This window comes from Streptomyces sp. NPDC031379 (assembly GCF_055569615.1).
In genome coordinates this window covers 531,145-549,102 of sequence record NZ_JBVIIT010000001.1, presented here as the reverse complement: position 1 = coordinate 549,102, position 17,958 = coordinate 531,145, and the positions used below count along the sequence as shown (strand labels likewise).

Genomic DNA, 17,958 nt, shown 5'->3' with positions numbered 1-17,958 from the left:
CCTGTGACGGTTGCCGCTCACGCGCCCGGACGGCGAGCGGATCCCGCTCCCCTCCGCCGGTATACGGGGCGCTCAACCGGTGTAGCGGTACGTCGCGGTGGCTTGCTCGTACAGTCGCGTCACCTCGTCCCGCTCGGCCTCCGGACCACGGACCTGGACGACGTGGTAGCGGCCGTCGAGCAGGATCGCCATGTTGCGCACGAACAGGTCGCGGCCCTGCCCGTCGGTCCAGGTGAACTGGCCCTCGGCCATGGTCCGTCCGCCCACCTCGATGGTTCTCAGACCGGTGGCGGTGGCCCAGCTGGAGTTCCGGTACGGCTGCAGCTCGCCCTCCTTGTCCCGCTGGTAGACCATCGGATCGCTGCCGTAGGAGGAGGCGCCGTCCCGGCCGGGCACGAGGATCAGCTCGAACTTCCCGCCGGCGTAGACGACCTGGCCGCTGCCGTTCTTCGGGGTGCGGCCCCAGCCCTTGGCGACGGCGACCTGGAAGCCGTCCGGGTCCTTGCGCAGGGTGAAGCCGTCGGCGACGGAGGGGTCGCCGCCGGTCTGTGTCTCGGTGGCGGGCGCGGAGGCTGAGGGGCTGCCGTCCGGCGTGCTCCCCCCGGCCGACGGTTCCGCCGACCGGGAGGGCGCGGGGCTCGCCTGCCCCGCACTGCCGGTACGGTCGCCGCCGGCCGCGCCGCTGTCCTTCTGCTTCGGCATGAACAGCATCGCGTACGCGATCGCGCCGGCCAGCAGGAGCAGGATCAGCACGAGCAGGGTGCGGCCCAGGCTGCGCGGCGAACGGCCCTCCTCCCGACCCCGCTTGTGCCGGCCGTGCGACTGGGCCGCGGGCAGTCCGGCGCGCCGTCGCCGCACCAGCTCGCCACGGCGCCGGACGATCGGCAGCCGGCTCGGGTCGGCGGGCGGGACGGGGACGACATGGGCGCCGGCGTCCGGCTCGGGCGCGGACCGCACCAGCGACCGCAGCCAGCCGCTCAGTTCCTCGAAGTCCAGCCGGTCGGTGGGGTCCTGACGCAGCAGCGACTCCACGACCGGACGCAGCGGTCCGCACTCCTCGGCGAACGCGGGCGGCTCGGCGCACACCAGCTGCACCAGCTCGGCCGTCGACTCCTCCGGGTACGGCGCGTGCCCCTGCACCGCCCGGAACAACAGCGCGCCCAGCGCCCACAGGTCGGTGGCCGGGCCGATCGGCGCCGCCAGCTGCCAGTTCTCGTGCACGGGCCCGGCCTGCTCCGGCGCCCACCGCTCGGTCACCGGGCCCACGACGGTCATCCGCAGCTGCCGCGCCCGTTCGGCGGCCAGCGCGGTGGCGGGCCCCCGGCGCACGGTCCCCGCGGTGCCGGTGTCGTCCCAGCGGGCGGCCGCCTGTGCGGGCAGGGCAGGGGTCCGGGAGGCGGGCGGGACGCCCTGGCCGCCCGGGGCGGGGACGATGTCCCGGTCACCGGCGGCGGAGTCGAGGGGGACGGGGGTTCCGGCCCGCGGCGAGGCGCCGTGCCACGGCGCGCCCCGCACGCCGTACGGGTCGGCGATCCGGCCGGGCGGCGTCGCGCTGCCCGGCTCGGCCGGGTACGACGGCCGACCGGCTCCGTCGGCCCGGTCGGCACCGGTGTCGTCCTCGGCGGGCGGCCGGGCCCCGGGCAGGGCGGCGCGCCCGTTCTGCTGGGCCTCGTGCACCCGGGCGGCGGCGCGGGCACCCGCGCGGTAGGCGGCGATGGCCCCGGCCCGGGCGGCACGGATGTCCGCACCGCTGTCCAGGGCACGCTGTCCCGCCGCACCGGACGCCTCGAGCGCACCGGTCCCCGCGGAGACCCCGTGCCCGCCCGGCACCGGCAGCCCGCCGGACGCCCTCGCCTGGATCGCGGCCCGGCGCGCGGCCTCGGGATCGGCATCGGCTCCCGGCACACCGCCCGCACCGGCGGACCCGCCGACCGCACCGCCCGCCCGGCCTGCCGCACCACCTGCGCGATCACCGGAACCGGTGGAACCACCCGGGCCACGGCCACCGGCCGCCGGCACCCCCGGGCCGCCGGCGCGGTCTGCCCCGGCTCCCGGTTCAGGGCCCGCTGCCCGCTCCGGTCCCTCCGGGCCTTTCGCGAGGCCCTCCGGAACCGGCACCGGGTCGTATCCGCTCAGCGCCTCCTCCGCCGCGCCGACCGCGAGGCCGGTCAGCATCACACGGCCGTCGTCGCAGACGAGCACCGTGCGGGCGGTGATGTTGCGGTGGACCCAGCCGTGGGCATGCAGCACCCGCAGCGCCATGAGCACGTCGGAGGCGACCTCGGCCGCCCGGTACGGCGTCAGCGGCTTCTCGGCGAGCAACGCGGCCAGCGGACGCGCGGCCACCGACTCGCTGACGATCCACAGCGAACCGCCCTCGGCGAAGACGTCGAAGACCTGGTCCAGTCGGGGATGGTCGGGGATGCGGGCCGCCGCCTGCACGGCCTCGACGGCGCGCCGGACCGCGGGGTCGACGGGCCGCCGGGTGGCGTTCCGTGCCGCCGGCGCCGGGCGTGTCCCGCGCGCGCGTGCGGTGAAGCCCTCGGGCAGTCCCTCGGCGTCCAGCACCTCCGCCTCGACGACCTCCGGCAACGGCACCTGCCGGACGAGCACTTCCTGGCCGCTGTAGGTGTCGAAGGCACGGGTCTCGGTGAGTTCGTACTCGTCCGAGGGCGGCAACGGCAGGCGGTAGCGGTCGGCGAGCACCCGACCCGCGTAGTCGTCCACTTTGCCTCCCCCGGCCGCCCGGTCGCTCACATCCGTTCGCCTCACGACCCGTTTCGCACACACATCCGGCTGCGTACGGTCCGCGACCCTTCACGATACGTGCCGGAGGCAACCCGCATTGAGAGGATGACGGATTCTCACGCGCCAAACCGGCGCCGTCCTCCTACGACTTGGGCTTGAAGGACTTCGTCAGCGTCTTCCAGGTGTCCTTGCGCAGCGCGCTGTCCCAGTTCGCGGCCTTCGCCGTGTACATCAGCCCGTAACCGAGATGACCGTTCACCACGAACCCCCGGTCGATGCTGCGGTACTTGGTGCCGTCGTCGGCGTAGGTGAACTCCCAGTCCGCGGTGTTCCAGCCGCGGTAGTCCACCTTTTCTATGCGGATCCTCTGGTACTGGGAACGGACCATGCCGCGTTCCTGGTTCGTCCAGTCCGCCACCGGGTCGTCCTTGGGCGAGCCGGTCCACCCGACGAGCAGCTTCTGCCCGTCGGGCCCGGTGTAGCGGTCGCCGGCGTTGTCGGAGGACCTGTACCTCCACCCCTTGGGCAGGCCGATCGAGTAGCCCTGGCCGCTCTTGCGGGTCGAGACCGCCGGCGCGCTCCCGCCCTTCCTGGAGCCGGACGCGTCCGGCGAACCCGAGCCGTCGGCCGTCGGGCTCGCGCCGGCGCCGGGCGCTCCGGTACCGGTGCTCGCGGGCGTCGGGGCGGCACCGTCCGTCCGCGCGCCGTTCTCCTTGCCGTCCGCGCCGCCGGTGTCCTTGTCCTGCTTGGTGGACGCGCTCGCGCCGGTCGTGGCCCTGGCCCCGTTGTCCTTGTCGCCGTCGTCGCCGCCCAGCGTGAGGGCCAGCACCGTGCCGAGCACCGCGAGGACGACCACCACGGCGATGATCACCAGCGTGCGCTTGGGCACCACGTCGGTCAGCGGCGCCCTCGGCACCGGCCGCGGCCGCAGGTCGAGGTCCGGCGGCGGCACCACGGGCCAGCCCGAATTGGCCTTGTTCGCGCTGGAGTTCGGCACAGCGGCGGAACCCGAGGCGGGACCCGCCGGCCTCCCCGCGGGTCCGGTGCCCAGCGGTCCGGAGGGCGCGGGCCGCGCCCCACCGGCGGCCGCGCCGCCCACACCCGGCGCACCGCCCGCGCCCGGCGCGCCACCGGTACCCGGCGCGGCCGTGTCGCTTCCGCTCTTCGCCCGCGCCGTGGCCGCGGCGGTGGCCGCCCCGGCCGCCTTGCGCACCGAGCGCAGCGCGCCGCGCAGCTTCTCCGCGGCCTCCTCGCCCCGCTTGCCCTCGGGCGAACCGGGCTGCCCCGGCAGCGGAACCACCCGTGTGGCGTCCATCGGCTCCGGCTCGGGCGCGTGGATCACCTTGTTGAGCAGGGCCCGGGCCCCGCTGTCGTCGAGCCGCTGGGCCGGGTCCTTGTTGAGCAGGCCGTAGATGACGTCCCGGAGCGGGCCCGCGTTCTTGGGCTCCTCCAGGGGTTCGGTCATCACGGCGGTGAGCGTGGCGATCGCCGAGCCCTTGTCGTAGGGGGGCAGGCCCTCGACCGCCGCGTACAGCAGGCCGCCGAGCGACCACAGGTCGGCCGCCGGGCCGGGCTTGTGGCCGCGGGCGCGCTCGGGCGAGATGTAGGAGGGGGCGCCGACGAGCATGCCGGTGGAGGTGATGGACGGGTCACCCTCGACCTGCGCGATGCCGAAGTCGGTGAGCACGACCCGGCCGTCCTCGGCGATGAGCACGTTGGACGGCTTCACGTCCCGGTGCAGGATGCCCTCGCGGTGCGCGGAGCGCAGCACGTCGAGGACGGCGAGGCCGACCTCGGCGGCGCGCTTCGGCTCCAGCAGGCCGTCCTCGCGGATGACCTCGGCGAGGGACTTGCCCTCCACCAACTCCATGACGATCCAGGGCCGGTCGTCCTCGTCGACCACGTCGAAGACCGTCACCGCGCTGTTGTTGCGGATCCGGGCGATCGCCTTGGCCTCGCGCAGGGTGCGCGTGATCAGGCGCCGCTTCTCCTCCTCGTCGATGTTCGACGGGAACCGCAGCTCCTTGACGGCGACCGTCCGGCCCAGGGTCTCGTCCTCGGCGCGCCAGACCGTGCCCATGCCGCCACGGCCCAGCACGTCTCCCAGCCGGTACCGCCCGGCGAGGAGACGCCGCTCGTTCTTGCCCTGACGAGTCTCCTGACGGGATGTCCCCGCCCGCTCCGCCTCCGACATGCGTCCCCTCATACAACCCGCCCTGACAGAGCCTCCATTGTCTCTCACCCCACAAGTGCCCGACGCCCAGGGGGCCCCTGGGCGCAGCACGCCTTCCGTACACCGGAAGACCCCCTGAAGCAGGTGTTCCGCTTACCGGATTGATGGGCCGTAGGCTCCCAGAACCCCACGCTTCGCTCGACGGAAGACATAACGGCCCCCGGGCCGTGGCGCACGGCCCGGACGGGTGTGGTGAGGCCGGGTGCGGTGCGACCAGGTCAGGTCAGGTCAGGTCAGGTCAGGTCAGCGGCACGATGTCCGGCGCCCCCAGCCGTGCCGCGTCCGCCGTCTGGTCGTCCGGCTGGAGCTGGGACTCCCGCTCGGCCTCCACCCGCTTCTCGTAGTGCTCGACCTCGCGCTCGATCTGGTCCTTGTCCCAGCCGAGGACCGGGGCCATCAGCTCGGCCGCCTCGCGGGCGCTGCGGGTGCCCCGGTCGAAGGTCTCGATGGAGATGCGGGTGCGGCGGGTGAGGACGTCGTCCAGGTGCCGGGCCCCCTCGTGCGAGGCGGCGTAGACCACCTCGGCGCGCAGATAGTCGTCGGCGGCCTGCAGCGGCTCGCCCAGGGCGGGATCGGCGGCGATGAGGTCCAGGATCTCCTCGGCCATCGAGCCGTAACGGTTCAGCAGGTGTTCCACGCGGACCACGTGCAGCCCGGTGCGGGCGGCGATCCGTGCTCGCGCGTTCCACAGCGCCTGGTATCCCTCGGCCCCCAGCAACGGGGTCTCCTCCGTCACGCAGTCGGCGACGCGCATGTCCAGGCCGTGCACCGCCTCGTCGACGGCGTCCTTCGCCATCACCCGGTAGGTGGTGTACTTGCCGCCCGCCACGACCACCAGCCCCGGCGCCGGATGGGCGACCGTGTGCTCCCGGGACAGCTTGCTGGTGGCATCCGACTCACCGGCCAGCAGCGGCCGCAGGCCCGCGTACACGCCCTGCACGTCGTCACGGCTGAGCGGCACGGCGAGCACCGAGTTGACGCGCTCCAGCAGGTAGTCGATGTCGGCGCTGGACGCGGCCGGGTGGGCCTTGTCCAGGTCCCACTCGGTGTCCGTGGTGCCGACGATCCAGTGCCGGCCCCAGGGGATGACGAAGAGCACGGACTTCTCGGTGCGCAGGATCAGGCCGGTGGTGGAGTGGATCCGGTCCTTGGGCACGACCAGGTGGATGCCCTTGGAGGCGCGGACGTGGAACTGGCCCCGCTCGCCCACCATGGCCTGTGTGTCGTCGGTCCACACGCCGGTGGCGTTGACGATCTGCTGGGCGCGGATCTCGTACTCCCCGCCGCCCTCCACGTCCCGCACCCGGGCGCCGACGACCCGCTCGCCCTCGCGCAGGAACCCGGTCACGCGCGCGCGGTTGGCCACCTTGGCGCCGTAGGACGCCGCCGTGCGCACCAGGGTGGCGACGAAGCGGGCGTCGTCCATCTGGGCGTCGTAGTACTGCAGGGCGCCGACGAGGGCCTCCTTGCGCAGGCAGGGGGCCACGCGCAGGGCGTGACTGCGGGTCAGGTGGCGGTGTATGGGCAGGCCCCGGCCGTGACCGCGGGCCATGGACATCGCGTCGTACAGCGCGACGCCCGAGCCGGCGTACCACCGCTCCCAGCCCTTGTGCTGCAGGGGGTAGAGGAACGGCACCGGCTTGACCAGGTGCGGGGCGAGCCGCTCCAGGAGCAGACCGCGCTCCTTCAGGGCCTCGCGGACCAGCGCGAAGTCGAGCATCTCCAGATAGCGCAGGCCGCCGTGGATCAGTTTGCTGGACCGGCTGGAGGTGCCGGACGCCCAGTCGCGGGCCTCGACCAGGCCCGTGGACAGGCCGCGGGTGACCGCGTCCAGCGCGGTACCGGCGCCGACCACTCCGCCGCCGACCACCAGCACGTCCAGCTCGCGCTCCGCCATCGCCGCCAGTGCCTCGGCGCGCTGCGCCGGTCCCAGAGTCGCTGTCCTCACCGCTGCCTCCCGCTGTCGCACAACTCGCTCGCGTCGGCCGCACCCGGTGGGCGAAGCCCGGTTTCATCCCCTCCTCATGCCCAAATTCTGACCGGGTTGCCCGACTTCAGCCACCACGCGCTCCCAACCTGTGGACAACTCGCTGACAACCCTCGGAAGACACACGAACACAATCACACATATCGGTCATATTTGTACCTAGTCTGACACCGCACTCGCTCACGCTGTCCACAGCGGTTGCGCACCTGTCCCGCTTCGGTTACTGGGAAGGACGGCCCACGCCATGCCCGCAGACCTCGCCGTCATCGGACTCGGCCCCTACGGCTTGCCGCTGGCCCAGGCCGCCGTCGCCGCAGGCATCCACACCGTCGGTTACGCCACCGGCCCGGAGGCGGGCTCGCTCAGCGCCGCCGAGCGGCGCCGGATGCACTCCGCGGGCTTCCGGCCCGGCACCGACCCGGCCCAGCTCGGCCGGGTGCGCACCGCGGTGATCTGTGCACCCACCCCGCGCGGCGCCGACGGCGGACTCGACCTCGGCCAGGTGGAGGCCGCCGCCCGCGCCCTGGGCGAGCGGCTCCGCCCGCACACCACAGTCATCCTGGAGTCGCCGGTGCTGCCCGGGACGACGGAGGAGTTCCTGCGCCCCCTGCTGGAGAAGGGCTCCGGCCTGCGCGCCGGCCGCGACTTCCACCTCGCCTACTCCCCCAGCCGGGTCGACCCCGGCAACCGTGACCACACCCCCGCCAACACGCCCAAGGTCATCGGCGGCCTCACGCCCGCCTGCACCGAGTCGGCCGCCGCGTTCTACGGCCGGCTCACCGACAAGGTGGTACGCGCGCGCGGGCTGCGCGAGGCGGAGACCGTGCAGCTGCTGGAGACCAACTTCCGGCACGTCAACATCGCGCTGGTCAACGAGATGGCCGTCCTCTGCCACGAGCTGGGCGTCGATCTGTGGGACGTCATCCGCTGCGCGGAGACCAAGCCCTTCGGCTTCCAGGCGTTCCGGCCGGGCCCGGGCGTCGGCGGTCACGCCGTCCCGCAGGACCTGACCGGCCACGCCACCCGCACCCTGCGGATGGTGGAGCTGGCCCAGCAGGTCAACCACCGCATGCCCCGCTACGTCGTGCAGCGCGCCGCCACCCTCCTGAACGAGCACGGCAAGTCCGCGCGCGGGGCCCGCGTCCTGCTCCTCGGCGTCACGTACAAGGCGGACCTCGCCGACCAGCAGGGCACGCCCGCGCAGGAGGTCGCGATCCGGCTGATGGAACTGGGCGCCTCGGTGAGCTACCACGACCCGTACGTGCCCGCCTGGAAGGTCCTGGGCCGGCCGGTCCCGCGCGCGGACTCCCTGTACGAGACGGCCGCCGACGCCGACCTGACGATCCTGCTGCAGCAGCACCGCACCTACGACCTGCAAGGCCTGTCGGTGAAGGCCCAGCTGCTGCTGGACACGCGGGGGGCCACGCCCACGGGGGCCGCGCACCGGCTCTGAGAGGGGTCACGGACGGCAAACGGTCACGAACGGAGAACGGTCGCACAGGGAATGCGGTCACGGGCGGAAATCAGCCGGGGCGTTGTCGTTCCCGGCTGTTAGTCTCCCCCGGACTCGCCGCACACGTGTGCGTGCGGGTCTTCCGTTCCCGTCATCAGTCGTGCTCCACATCGGGGGGATTTCTGTCATGAGCGAGTCAGCTCCACCGCCTCAGCCGCCGCAGTCCGGTCCGGTCGACGGCAACCCGTACGCCCAGCAGGCGCCGGGTGCGCCCGGGACGCCGTACCCGCCGCAGCCGGGCGCCTTCGCGCCGCCGGCCGCCCCGGCCGCGCCCGTCCGGAACAACCTCGCCCTCGGCCTGGTCGCCGCGGTCGTCACCGCCGTGGCCGCCGCCGCGCTGTACGGCGTCATCATCGGCGCCACCAAGCACGAGATCGGCTGGGCGGCCGTCGGCGTCGGCTTCGTCATCGGTCTCGCGGCGGGCAAGGCCGGTGGCCGCAACCCGGCTCTCGCCGTCGTCAGCGCCGTCCTCGCGCTGGGCTCGGTCTACATCGGCCAACTGGTCGGCGAGGCCATGATCGGTGCCGATCAGCTGGGCGTGGGCTTCAACGAGCTGTTCTTCGAGCACTTCGACGTGGTCCAGAAGGTCTGGAAGGAAGACGCCGACCCGCTCACCTTCGTCTTCTTCGCCATCGCCGCGTTCGCCGCGTTCTCGGGCAGCAAGAAGGCCGCCGGCTGATCCGGCGCCCGCACGGGAAGGGGCCCGTCCACCGCATCCGGTGGACGGGCCCTTCGCGTCGTACGGGTCAGCGCCGGTGCTGGCTGTCCGCGACCGTCACCTCGACGCGCTGGAACTCCTTCAGCTCGCTGTAGCCGGTCGTGGCCATGGCGCGGCGCAGGGCGCCGAAGAAGTTCATCGAACCGTCGGGGGTGTGCGACGGGCCGGTGAGGACCTCCTCGATCGTGCCCACCGTGCCGAGGTCGACCTTCTGGCCGCGGGGCAGCTCCTCGTTGACGGCCTCCATGCCCCAGTGGTGGCCCTTGCCGGGGGCGTCCGTGGCGCGGGCCAGCGGGGAGCCCATCATCACCGCGTCGGCACCGCAGGCGATCGCCTTGGGCAGGTCGCCGGACCAGCCGACACCGCCGTCGGCGATCACGTGCACGTACCGGCCGCCGGACTCGTCCATGTAGTCACGGCGGGCCGCGGCCACGTCGGCGACGGCGGTCGCCATCGGGACCTGGATGCCCAGCACGTTGCGCGTGGTGTGCGCGGCGCCGCCGCCGAAGCCGACCAGGACGCCGGCCGCGCCGGTACGCATCAGGTGCAGGGCGGCCGTGTAGGTGGCGCAGCCGCCGACGATCACCGGGACGTCCAGCTCGTAGATGAACTGCTTCAGGTTCAGCGGCTCGTGCGAGGACGACACGTGCTCCGCCGAGACCGTCGTACCGCGGATGACGAAGATGTCCACGCCCGCGTCCACGACCGCCTTGGAGAACTGGGCCGTGCGCTGCGGGGAGAGCGCGGCCGCCGTGACCACGCCGGAGTCGCGCACCTCCTTGATGCGGGCGCCGATCAGCTCCTCCTTGATGGGAGCCGCGTAGATCTCCTGGAGGCGGCGGGTCGCCTGCTCGGCGGGCAGCTCGGCGATCTCGTCCAGCAGCGGCTGCGGGTCCTCGTACCGCGTCCACAGGCCCTCGAGGTTGAGCACGCCGAGGCCGCCCATCTCGCCGATGCGGATGGCCGTGGCCGGGGAGACGACGGAGTCCATGGGGGCGGCCAGGAACGGCAGCTCGAAGCGGTAGGCGTCGATCTGCCAGGCGATCGAGACCTCCTTCGGGTCCCGCGTACGGCGGCTGGGGACGACGGCGATGTCGTCGAAGGCGTACGCCCGGCGGCCGCGCTTGCCGCGCCCGATCTCGATCTCAGTCACGTCTGTGGCCTTTCCCTGATGCGTTTCAGCGTCTTCCAGTATCGCCGACGCCCATGACAAGGGCGGCCCCGGAGAACCCGGGGCCGCCCTCAGACAGTCTCCACGCGCGCGTGGGTCACCTCTTGCTGCTGTAGTTCGGCGCCTCGACCGTCATCTGGATGTCGTGCGGGTGGCTCTCCTTCAGACCCGCCGAGGTGATCCTCACGAACCGGCCGTTGCTCTGCAGGTCCGGGACCGTCCTGCCGCCGACGTAGAACATCGACTGGCGCAGGCCGCCGACCAGCTGGTGGACGACGGAGGACAGCGGGCCGCGGTAGGGCACCTGGCCCTCGATGCCCTCGGGGATCAGCTGCTCGTCGGAGGCCACGCCCTCCTGGAAGTAGCGGTCCTTGGAGAACGACCTGCGGTCGCCGCGGGTCTGCATCGCGCCGAGCGAACCCATGCCGCGGTACGACTTGAACTGCTTGCCGTTGATGAACAGCAGCTCGCCCGGGGACTCCTCACAGCCCGCGAGCAGCGAGCCGAGCATCACCGTGTCGGCACCCGCGACCAGGGCCTTGGCGATGTCGCCGGAGTACTGCAGACCACCGTCGCCGATCACCGGGACACCGGCGTCCTTGGCGGCCAGCGCGGCCTCGTAGATCGCGGTGACCTGCGGGACACCGACGCCGGCGACCACGCGGGTCGTGCAGATGGAGCCCGGTCCGACACCGACCTTGATGCCGTCGGCGCCCGCGTCGACCAGGGACTGGGCACCGTCGCGCGTGGCGACGTTGCCGCCGATGACGTCGACGCCGGAGGAGTTCGACTTGATCTTGGCGATCATGTCGCCGACCAGGCGGGAGTGACCGTGCGCGGTGTCGACGACGATGAAGTCGACGCCCACCTCGATCAGCGCCTGGGCCCGCTCGAAGGAGTCACCGGCCACGCCGACCGCGGCGCCGACCAGGAGGCGGCCCTCGGCGTCCTTGGCGGCGTTCGGGTACTTCTCCGCCTTGACGAAGTCCTTGACGGTGATCAAGCCCTTGAGGACGCCCTCGTCGTCGACCAGCGGGAGCTTCTCGATCTTGTGCTTGCGCAGCAGCTCCATGGCCTCGGGGCCCGAGATGCCGACCTTGCCGGTGACCAGCGGCATCGGGGTCATGACCTCGTGCACGCGTCGGCTGCGGTCGCTCTCGAAGGCCATGTCACGGTTGGTGACGATGCCGAGGAGCTTCTTGTCGCCGTCGGTCACCGGGACGCCGCTGATGCGGAACTTGGCGCACAGCGCGTCGGCCTCGGCGAGCGTGGCCTCCGGGTGGATGGTGATCGGGTCGGTGACCATGCCGGACTCGGAGCGCTTCACCAGGTCGACCTGGTTGGCCTGGTCCTCGATGGAGAGGTTGCGGTGCAGGACGCCGACGCCGCCCTGGCGGGCCATCGCGATCGCCATGCGGGACTCGGTCACCTTGTCCATGGCGGCGGACAGCAGCGGGATGTTGACCCGCACGTTCTTGGAGACGTACGAGGCGGTGTCGATCTCGTCGGGTGCCATGTCCGACGCGCCGGGCAGCAGCAGCACGTCGTCGTAGGTCAGCCCGAGTGTCGCGAATTTACCGGGCACTCCGTCGACGTTTGCAGTCATGACACCTTCCCCAAATGGCCTTGATCGGTGCGGATGTCCATGCTAACGGGAAGCGTCGCTAGCAAATTCCACGGTACGGGGTCGCTTCCGGCTTCGTATGTTCGTACGGAACCGGCGGCGCACCCGTTCAGAGGCGGAGCTACGGCAGCTCCGCGAAGGGTGGTTACTGCTCGGCGAGCGCCCTGAGGCGGCTCAGCGCCCTGTGCTGGGCGACCCGCACCGCCCCGGGTGACATTCCCAACATCTGCCCCGTCTCCTCTGCGGTCAAGCCCACGGCGATGCGCAGCAGGAGCAGCTCGCGCTGGTTCTCGGGGAGGTTGGCCAGCAGTTTCTTGGCCCACTCGGCGTCACTGCTGAGCAGGGCGCGCTCCTCGGGGCCGAGGGAGTCGTCCGGGCGCTCCGGCATCTCGTCCGAGGGGACGGCCGTGGATCCCGGGTGGCGCATCGCGGCGCGCTGCAGGTCGGCGACCTTGTGGGAGGCGATGGCGAAGACGAACGCCTCGAAGGGACGGCCGGTGTCGCGGTACCGGGGCAGGGCGAGGAGGACCGCCACGCAGACTTCCTGGGCGAGGTCCTCGACGAAGTGGCGCGCGTCACCGGGAAGCCGGGACAGCCGGGTACGGCAGTAGCGCAGCGCCAACGGGTGGACATGGGCGAGCAGATCGTGCGTGGCCTGCTCGTCCCCGTCGACGGCACGATGCACGAGCGCACCGATCGCCCCGTGGGCCGTGCCCGCCTCGTCGTCGCGCATCGGTCCATGGTGCCTTGCGGCCGTCCGGTCCGTCGCATCGTGTTCGTGGTTGTGCACCGAAGCGTTATGAGCAGGTGCGCCGGCACTCATCCCCTGCGCCCTCCCCTTCCGCTCGACCGACTCGTCCCCGAGAGACTCCACACCCTCAAGGATGCGGCATCCGCGCCGAAACGAGCAGCGGGCGTCCGGCGGGGCGCCTTGCACACCACCCGCCGGCACGTCCGGCGGGATCGTAGACCCGGCGCGCGAGCGGCCGGCGCGCGAACGCCCCGGCCCCCGTCGAACGGCCCCGCCACGGATGCCTCCACCGAAGCGGGACACGGGGCATGACCTGCGCCGCGCCGGCGTCGGCGACCGGCTGCACGCAGCCGTGCGCACCCTCGGAACACCTGACGCGCCGACCCGGTGTCGTCCGGCTGCTGCCGAGGGAGGCGGAGCCGTTCCCGGCCTCGGGAACGGTGCCCGGTGCGGTCCGGTCCCGCCTGCCCCGCAGGGCTGCGCATGTCCTACCGGACCAGTCCCCAGCGGAACCCGAGCGCCACCGCGTGGGCCCGGTCCGAGGCGCCGAGCTTCTTGAACAGGCGCCGGGCGTGGGTCTTGACGGTGTCCTCGGAGAGGAACAGCTCGCGGCCGATCTCGGCGTTGGAGCGGCCGTGGCTCATGCCCTCCAGGACCTGGATCTCCCGCGCGGTGAGCGTGGGCGCGGCGCCCATCTCGGCCGAGCGGAGGCGGCGCGGGGCCAGGCGCCAGGTGGGGTCGGCCAGCGCCTGCGTCACGGTGGCGCGCAGCTCCGCGCGCGAGGCGTCCTTGTGCAGGTAGCCCCGGGCGCCGGCGGCGACCGCGAGGGCCACACCGTCGAGGTCCTCGGCGACGGTGAGCATGATGATGCGGGCGCCCGGGTCGGCGGACAGCAGTCGGCGGACGGTCTCCACGCCGCCCAGGCCGGGCATGCGCACGTCCATCAGGATGAGGTCGGAGCGGTCGGCGCCCCAGCGGCGGAGGACTTCCTCGCCGTTGGCCGCCGTCGTCACGCGCTCGACACCGGGCACGGTCGCGACCGCGCGGCGGAGCGCCTCTCGGGCAAGCGGGGAGTCGTCGCAGACGAGGACGGATGTCATGACCGCCCTCCGCAGCTGATGCGCGTCACCTTGAGCCTCCAGGCTGGTACGGAATCGTCACCTGTGCGGTCGACCGTCTCGGACGCCTGCCCGAGCGCTTGTGTTTTCAACCGCCTCCGCACTCTCAACGACGGTCACTCGAAAGAGTTACGGGGCTGCGTGCCGTCTTCGGCACTCTATGTGAGGGCACCGACACGGTGCAGACATGCCCGACAGACCCTCAACTTTTCATCACAACCAATGCCCCATTTAGCCGTTTTTGCTCCCGTTTCTCAGTGTCTGGAGCTAGATTCGCAATGAGTCATATTTTCATCTCCTTAGACCGGACATGTACGGTCGTTGGCACCGTATCCGCCCAGAACGGCTACAAGGGGTCACGTAATGGCAGATTTCTCCCGCCTTCCCGGACCGAACGCGGACCTGTGGGACTGGCAACTGCTGGCTGCCTGCCGCGGGGTGGACAGCTCGCTCTTCTTCCACCCGGAGGGCGAGCGCGGGGCGGCTCGGAGCGCTCGCGAGAACTCGGCCAAGGAGGTCTGCATGAGGTGCCCGGTCCGTGCGGAGTGCGCGGCGCACGCCCTGGCGGTGCGCGAGCCGTACGGGGTCTGGGGCGGCCTGACCGAGGACGAGCGTGAGGAGCTGATGGGACGGGCACGCAACCGCCTGGTGACGGCGTCGACCACGAGCGGGGACCCCGCCCCGAATCACTGAAGGAACGTTTCTGCATCCATGGCCCGCCAGGCGTGGCCACTCCCTCACGGGCACGCGCGCGCGTGCCCACGTCCTTGCCGGGGCCCTTATGAACGCCCGGCCACCCGGGCCGCCCGGGCCAGCTGTTCCAGCGTCGCCGCCACGGTCGGCACCTGCGCCAGGTCGGGCAGGGTGAGTGCGACGATCTCCCGCCGCACCGCCGGCTCCAGCCGCACCGCCCGCACCCCCCGCGGCCGTACCGACTCCACCGCCAGCTGCGGCAGCACGGCCACCCCGAGTCCCGCGCCGACCAGGCCGACCACCGCCGGGTAGTCGTCGGTCGCGAAGTCGATGCGCGGAAGGAAACCGGCCCCCTCGCAGACCTGTACGAGCTGGCCGCGGCAGCGCGGGCAGCCCGCGATCCACGGCTCCTGGGCCAGCTCCCCGATGGCGACGGTCTCCGCACGCGCGAGCCGGTGCCGCTCGGGCACGAGGGCCACCAGCCGGTCCGTCAGCAGGGGCCGTACGACCAGGTCGTCCCAGTCCTCGGCGACCGCGGCCCCCTCATAACGGAAGGCCAGGGCCAGGTCGCAGTCGCCTTCGCGCAGCAGTTCGACGGACCTGGGGGGCTCGGCCTCCTCCAGGGAGACGCGGGTGCCGGGGTGGGCGGCGCGCAGGGCGGCGAGGGCGGTGGGGACCAGGGTGGAGCTGCCGCTGGGGAAGGAGACCAGCCGGACCCGGCCGGCCCGCAGGCCCGCGATGGCGGCGACCTCCTCCTCGGCCGCGGTGAGTCCGGCGAGGATGCCCGAGGCGTGCCGGACCAGGGCCTCACCGGCCTGGGTCAGACGCATCTCGCGGCCGCTGCGGACCAGCAGCGGGGTGCCGACGGAGGATTCCAGGGCCTTCATCTGCTGGCTGACGGCGGGCTGGGTGCAGCCCAGTTCGCGCCCCGCCGCCGAGAAGGAACCGGTGGTGGCGACGGCGCGCAGGACGCGGAGATGACGGGCCTCGATCACCCTCTGAGTATAAGGGCAGCTTGGGGGTGGCGCCCCATATTCGCTCGACGCTTTGAGGCAGGTCACGTACCGTGCGGGCATGAAGCTTCTCTCGGTCAACCTCGGCCGCCCGCAGCCGGTGTCGTACACGGACCAGCCGGACGGCGTGACGGGCATCGACAAGAAGCCGGCCGACGGGCCGGTGCGGGTGGCGGCGCCGGGCCTCAAGGGGGCCGGCGCGAGCGGGCTCGCCGGCGACGCGGTGTGCGACCTGCGGCACCACGGCGGCGACGACCAGGCGGTGTACGCGTTCGCGCGCGAGGACCTCGACGACTGGGAGCGCGAGCTGGGCCGATCGCTGCCCAACGGCTGCTTCGGGGAGAACCTGACGACGAACGGACTGGACGTCTCCGGCGCGCTGATCGGCGAGCGCTGGCGGATCGGTTCCGGGGTGCTGCTGGAGGTGACCTCGGGGCGGATTCCGTGCCGCACGTTCCAGGGCCATCTGGGCGAACGGGGATGGGTGAAGAGATTCACCCGGAAGGGCGCCACCGGAGCCTACCTGCGGGTGATCGAACCGGGCGAGATACAGGCGGGCGACGCGGTCGAGATCGTGCACCGGCCGGAGCACGGCGTGACGGCGGCGATGCAGTTCCGCGCGGTCACCACCGAGCGGGAACTGCTGCCGCGGCTGCTCGCCGCGGGCGCGGCACTGCACACGGAGACCATGGTGAAGGCCCGCGAGTACGTGGAGCGGTACGGCGGCTGAGGACGCGTCAGCACGGCCGTGGGAGGCGTCGGCGCGGCTGTGGTGAAGGCGCCGTGGGCAGCGGACGCCGTCGGGCCGGGTCACTACCCTTGGGCCATGACAACGGCTCTGATTACGGGATCGACCGCGGGGATCGGCGCCGCGTTCGCGCGGCGGCTGGCGGCTGACGGACACGACCTCGTCCTGGTGGCGCGGGATACGAAGCGGCTGCGCGAGCAGGCGACCGAGCTGCACGACCGGCACGGCGTCGAGGTGGAGGTGCTGACCGCCGATCTGTCCGAGGACAAGGGCATCGAGGCGGTCGCGGACCGGCTCGGCGACCGGAAGAACCCGGTCGACCTGCTGATCAACAACGCCGGGTTCGGCAACAAGGGCCGCTATCTGGACGTGCCCATGGCGGACGAGCTGAAGATGCTCAAGGTGCACTGCGAGGCGGTGCTCCGGCTGACGTCGGCGGCCGCCGCGGCGATGCGCGAGCGCGGGCGGGGCGGGGTCGTCAACGTCGCCTCGGTGGCCGCCTTCGTGCCGCGGGGCACGTACGGGGCGTCGAAGGCCTGGGTCGTGCAGTTCACGCAGGGCGCGGCGAAGGACCTGGCGGGCAGCGGGGTGCGGCTGATGGCGCTGTGCCCCGGCTTCGTGCGCACCGAGTTCCACGAGCGGGCCGGTATGGGCACGGACAACATCCCGGGGTGGATGTGGCTGGACGCCGACAAGCTGGTCGCGACGGCGCTGGCGGACCTGGCGCGCGGCAAGTCGCTGTCCGTCCCGGACCCGCGGTACAAGGCGCTGATGGGTCTGGTGAAGGTGACGCCCCGGGGGCTGATGGGCGGGATCTCCTCCAGGACCGGGCGCAGGTACGGGCCGCGGTAGCGAACGGGTGGCGCTGCCGCCCCGGTGCGAAAATGGGGGGGACGGTACCGGGCGAGGGGCCGGGAGGCGGCGTCATGACCTTCGTACAGCTCATCGAGTGCAGAACGAGCCGGCTGGACGAGATGAACCGGCTCATGGACGACTGGGTCGCGCAGACCAAGGGCAGACGGACGGCGACGCACGCACTGGTCGCCAAGGACCGGTCGGACGCTTCGCACATCGTCGAGGTGGTGGAGTTCCCGTCGTACGAGGACGCGATGCGGAACTCGAACCTCCCGGAGACCGACCGGATCTTCCAGGAGATGGTCGCGCTCTGCGACGAGATGCCGACCTTCACGGACCTGGACGTCGTACGGGACGACCAGCTGACCGTGGAGAGCGTGCGGCGGTTCTTCGACACGCTCGCGACCCGGGGCGACCTGCCGCCGCTCAACGACCTCCTCGACGAGGACGTCCACAGCCACAACCCGATCAACCCGCAGGACATGATCGGGCTGGACAACGTCCGCAGCGAGTACCGGATGTGGCGCAGCGGCTTCGACTTCGCCTTCGCGCTGGAGGACGTGATGGCCCAGGGCGACCGGGCCTGCGCGCGGTGGACCTGGAACGCCACGCACAAGGGTGACTTCCTGGGGATCGCGCCCACCGGCAGGGACGTCACGATGACCGGAGTGACGCTGTTCCGGTTCGGCGACAACGGAAAGATCGCCGAGACCTGGTGGCAGCACGACCAGCTGGGTCTGATGCAACAGCTGGGCGCGCTCGACCAGTTCGAGGAGTAGACGCGAA

Annotated in this window: 14 protein-coding genes; 6 read left to right on the top strand and 8 right to left on the bottom strand. The window is 72.3% G+C overall.

Going from position 1 to position 17,958, the window contains the following annotated elements; genetic code table 11:
- Nucleotides 1-72: 72 nt before the first annotated feature.
- The 3 genes from ACZ5CW_RS02580 to ACZ5CW_RS02570 all read right to left on the bottom strand — a co-directional run bounded on the left by ACZ5CW_RS02580 (nt 73) and on the right by ACZ5CW_RS02570 (nt 6,929).
- On the bottom strand, nt 73-2,727 hold the full coding sequence (locus ACZ5CW_RS02580; RefSeq protein ID WP_468597660.1) for a protein kinase: 2,655 nt from the start codon (nt 2,725-2,727) through the stop codon (nt 73-75).
- A 163-nt stretch (nt 2,728-2,890) separates the two neighbouring features.
- Nucleotides 2,891-4,942 (bottom strand): serine/threonine-protein kinase, encoded by a 2,052-nt coding sequence (locus ACZ5CW_RS02575; protein ID WP_468597659.1) that lies wholly within the window; start codon nt 4,940-4,942, stop codon nt 2,891-2,893.
- A 277-nt stretch (nt 4,943-5,219) separates the two neighbouring features.
- A complete protein-coding gene (locus tag ACZ5CW_RS02570; RefSeq protein ID WP_468597657.1) occupies nt 5,220-6,929 on the bottom strand; it encodes a glycerol-3-phosphate dehydrogenase/oxidase in 1,710 nt (569 codons plus the stop codon).
- Nucleotides 6,930-7,212: 283 nt separating this feature from the next.
- Here ACZ5CW_RS02570 and ACZ5CW_RS02565 point away from each other — a divergent pair, with 283 nt between their 5' ends.
- Nucleotides 7,213-8,421, top strand: coding sequence for a nucleotide sugar dehydrogenase (locus ACZ5CW_RS02565; RefSeq protein WP_468597655.1), 1,209 nt, complete (start codon nt 7,213-7,215; stop codon nt 8,419-8,421).
- A gap of 187 nt (nt 8,422-8,608) precedes the next feature.
- On the top strand, nt 8,609-9,160 hold the full coding sequence (locus tag ACZ5CW_RS02560; RefSeq protein ID WP_468597654.1) for a hypothetical protein: 552 nt from the start codon (nt 8,609-8,611) through the stop codon (nt 9,158-9,160).
- 67 nt (nt 9,161-9,227) lie between these two features.
- Here ACZ5CW_RS02560 and ACZ5CW_RS02555 read toward each other — a convergent pair whose 3' ends face one another.
- The 4 genes from ACZ5CW_RS02555 to ACZ5CW_RS02540 all read right to left on the bottom strand — a co-directional run bounded on the left by ACZ5CW_RS02555 (nt 9,228) and on the right by ACZ5CW_RS02540 (nt 13,845).
- On the bottom strand, nt 9,228-10,352 hold the full coding sequence (locus ACZ5CW_RS02555) for a GuaB3 family IMP dehydrogenase-related protein (protein ID WP_468597653.1): 1,125 nt from the start codon (nt 10,350-10,352) through the stop codon (nt 9,228-9,230).
- 115 nt (nt 10,353-10,467) lie between these two features.
- On the bottom strand, nt 10,468-11,976 hold the full coding sequence (gene guaB / locus ACZ5CW_RS02550; RefSeq protein WP_468597651.1) for an IMP dehydrogenase: 1,509 nt from the start codon (nt 11,974-11,976) through the stop codon (nt 10,468-10,470).
- Between the two features lie 163 nt (nt 11,977-12,139).
- Nucleotides 12,140-12,727 (bottom strand): sigma-70 family RNA polymerase sigma factor, encoded by a 588-nt coding sequence (locus ACZ5CW_RS02545; protein WP_030641278.1) that lies wholly within the window; start codon nt 12,725-12,727, stop codon nt 12,140-12,142.
- A gap of 506 nt (nt 12,728-13,233) precedes the next feature.
- The gene (locus tag ACZ5CW_RS02540) at nt 13,234-13,845 is read right to left on the bottom strand and encodes a response regulator transcription factor (RefSeq protein WP_003948568.1); all 612 of its coding nucleotides are present in this window, start codon (nt 13,843-13,845) and stop codon (nt 13,234-13,236) included.
- A 381-nt stretch (nt 13,846-14,226) separates the two neighbouring features.
- Between ACZ5CW_RS02540 and ACZ5CW_RS02535 the strand changes: the two genes are divergently transcribed.
- The gene (locus tag ACZ5CW_RS02535; protein WP_468597649.1) at nt 14,227-14,556 is read left to right on the top strand and encodes a WhiB family transcriptional regulator; all 330 of its coding nucleotides are present in this window, start codon (nt 14,227-14,229) and stop codon (nt 14,554-14,556) included.
- A gap of 86 nt (nt 14,557-14,642) precedes the next feature.
- Here ACZ5CW_RS02535 and ACZ5CW_RS02530 read toward each other — a convergent pair whose 3' ends face one another.
- Nucleotides 14,643-15,551, bottom strand: a complete 909-nt coding sequence (locus ACZ5CW_RS02530; RefSeq protein ID WP_468597648.1) for a LysR family transcriptional regulator — start codon at nt 15,549-15,551, stop codon at nt 14,643-14,645.
- 79 nt (nt 15,552-15,630) lie between these two features.
- On the opposite strand from ACZ5CW_RS02530, the gene ACZ5CW_RS02525 reads away from it, so the two are divergent.
- The 3 genes from ACZ5CW_RS02525 to ACZ5CW_RS02515 all read left to right on the top strand — a co-directional run bounded on the left by ACZ5CW_RS02525 (nt 15,631) and on the right by ACZ5CW_RS02515 (nt 17,951).
- Nucleotides 15,631-16,299 carry an MOSC domain-containing protein gene (locus ACZ5CW_RS02525; protein ID WP_468597646.1) on the top strand — a complete coding sequence of 223 codons (669 nt, stop codon included), beginning with the start codon at nt 15,631-15,633 and terminating at the stop codon, nt 16,297-16,299.
- Between the two features lie 96 nt (nt 16,300-16,395).
- A complete protein-coding gene (locus ACZ5CW_RS02520) occupies nt 16,396-17,169 on the top strand; it encodes an SDR family NAD(P)-dependent oxidoreductase (RefSeq protein WP_468597644.1) in 774 nt (257 codons plus the stop codon).
- A gap of 74 nt (nt 17,170-17,243) precedes the next feature.
- Nucleotides 17,244-17,951 (top strand): ester cyclase, encoded by a 708-nt coding sequence (locus ACZ5CW_RS02515; protein WP_468597643.1) that lies wholly within the window; start codon nt 17,244-17,246, stop codon nt 17,949-17,951.
- The last annotated feature ends 7 nt before the right edge of the window (nt 17,952-17,958 follow it).

Coding starts and splice junctions, on each gene's coding strand:
- ACZ5CW_RS02575 (WP_468597659.1), bottom strand. CDS start 4,942: ATGTCGGAGGCGGAGCGGGCGGGGACATCCCGTCAGGAGACTCGTCAG.
- ACZ5CW_RS02565 (WP_468597655.1), top strand. CDS start 7,213: ATGCCCGCAGACCTCGCCGTCATCGGACTCGGCCCCTACGGCTTGCCG.
- ACZ5CW_RS02560 (WP_468597654.1), top strand. CDS start 8,609: ATGAGCGAGTCAGCTCCACCGCCTCAGCCGCCGCAGTCCGGTCCGGTC.
- guaB (WP_468597651.1), bottom strand. CDS start 11,976: ATGACTGCAAACGTCGACGGAGTGCCCGGTAAATTCGCGACACTCGGG.
- ACZ5CW_RS02545 (WP_030641278.1), bottom strand. CDS start 12,727: ATGCGCGACGACGAGGCGGGCACGGCCCACGGGGCGATCGGTGCGCTC.
- ACZ5CW_RS02540 (WP_003948568.1), bottom strand. CDS start 13,845: ATGACATCCGTCCTCGTCTGCGACGACTCCCCGCTTGCCCGAGAGGCG.
- ACZ5CW_RS02535 (WP_468597649.1), top strand. CDS start 14,227: ATGGCAGATTTCTCCCGCCTTCCCGGACCGAACGCGGACCTGTGGGAC.
- ACZ5CW_RS02525 (WP_468597646.1), top strand. CDS start 15,631: ATGAAGCTTCTCTCGGTCAACCTCGGCCGCCCGCAGCCGGTGTCGTAC.
- ACZ5CW_RS02520 (WP_468597644.1), top strand. CDS start 16,396: ATGACAACGGCTCTGATTACGGGATCGACCGCGGGGATCGGCGCCGCG.
- ACZ5CW_RS02515 (WP_468597643.1), top strand. CDS start 17,244: ATGACCTTCGTACAGCTCATCGAGTGCAGAACGAGCCGGCTGGACGAG.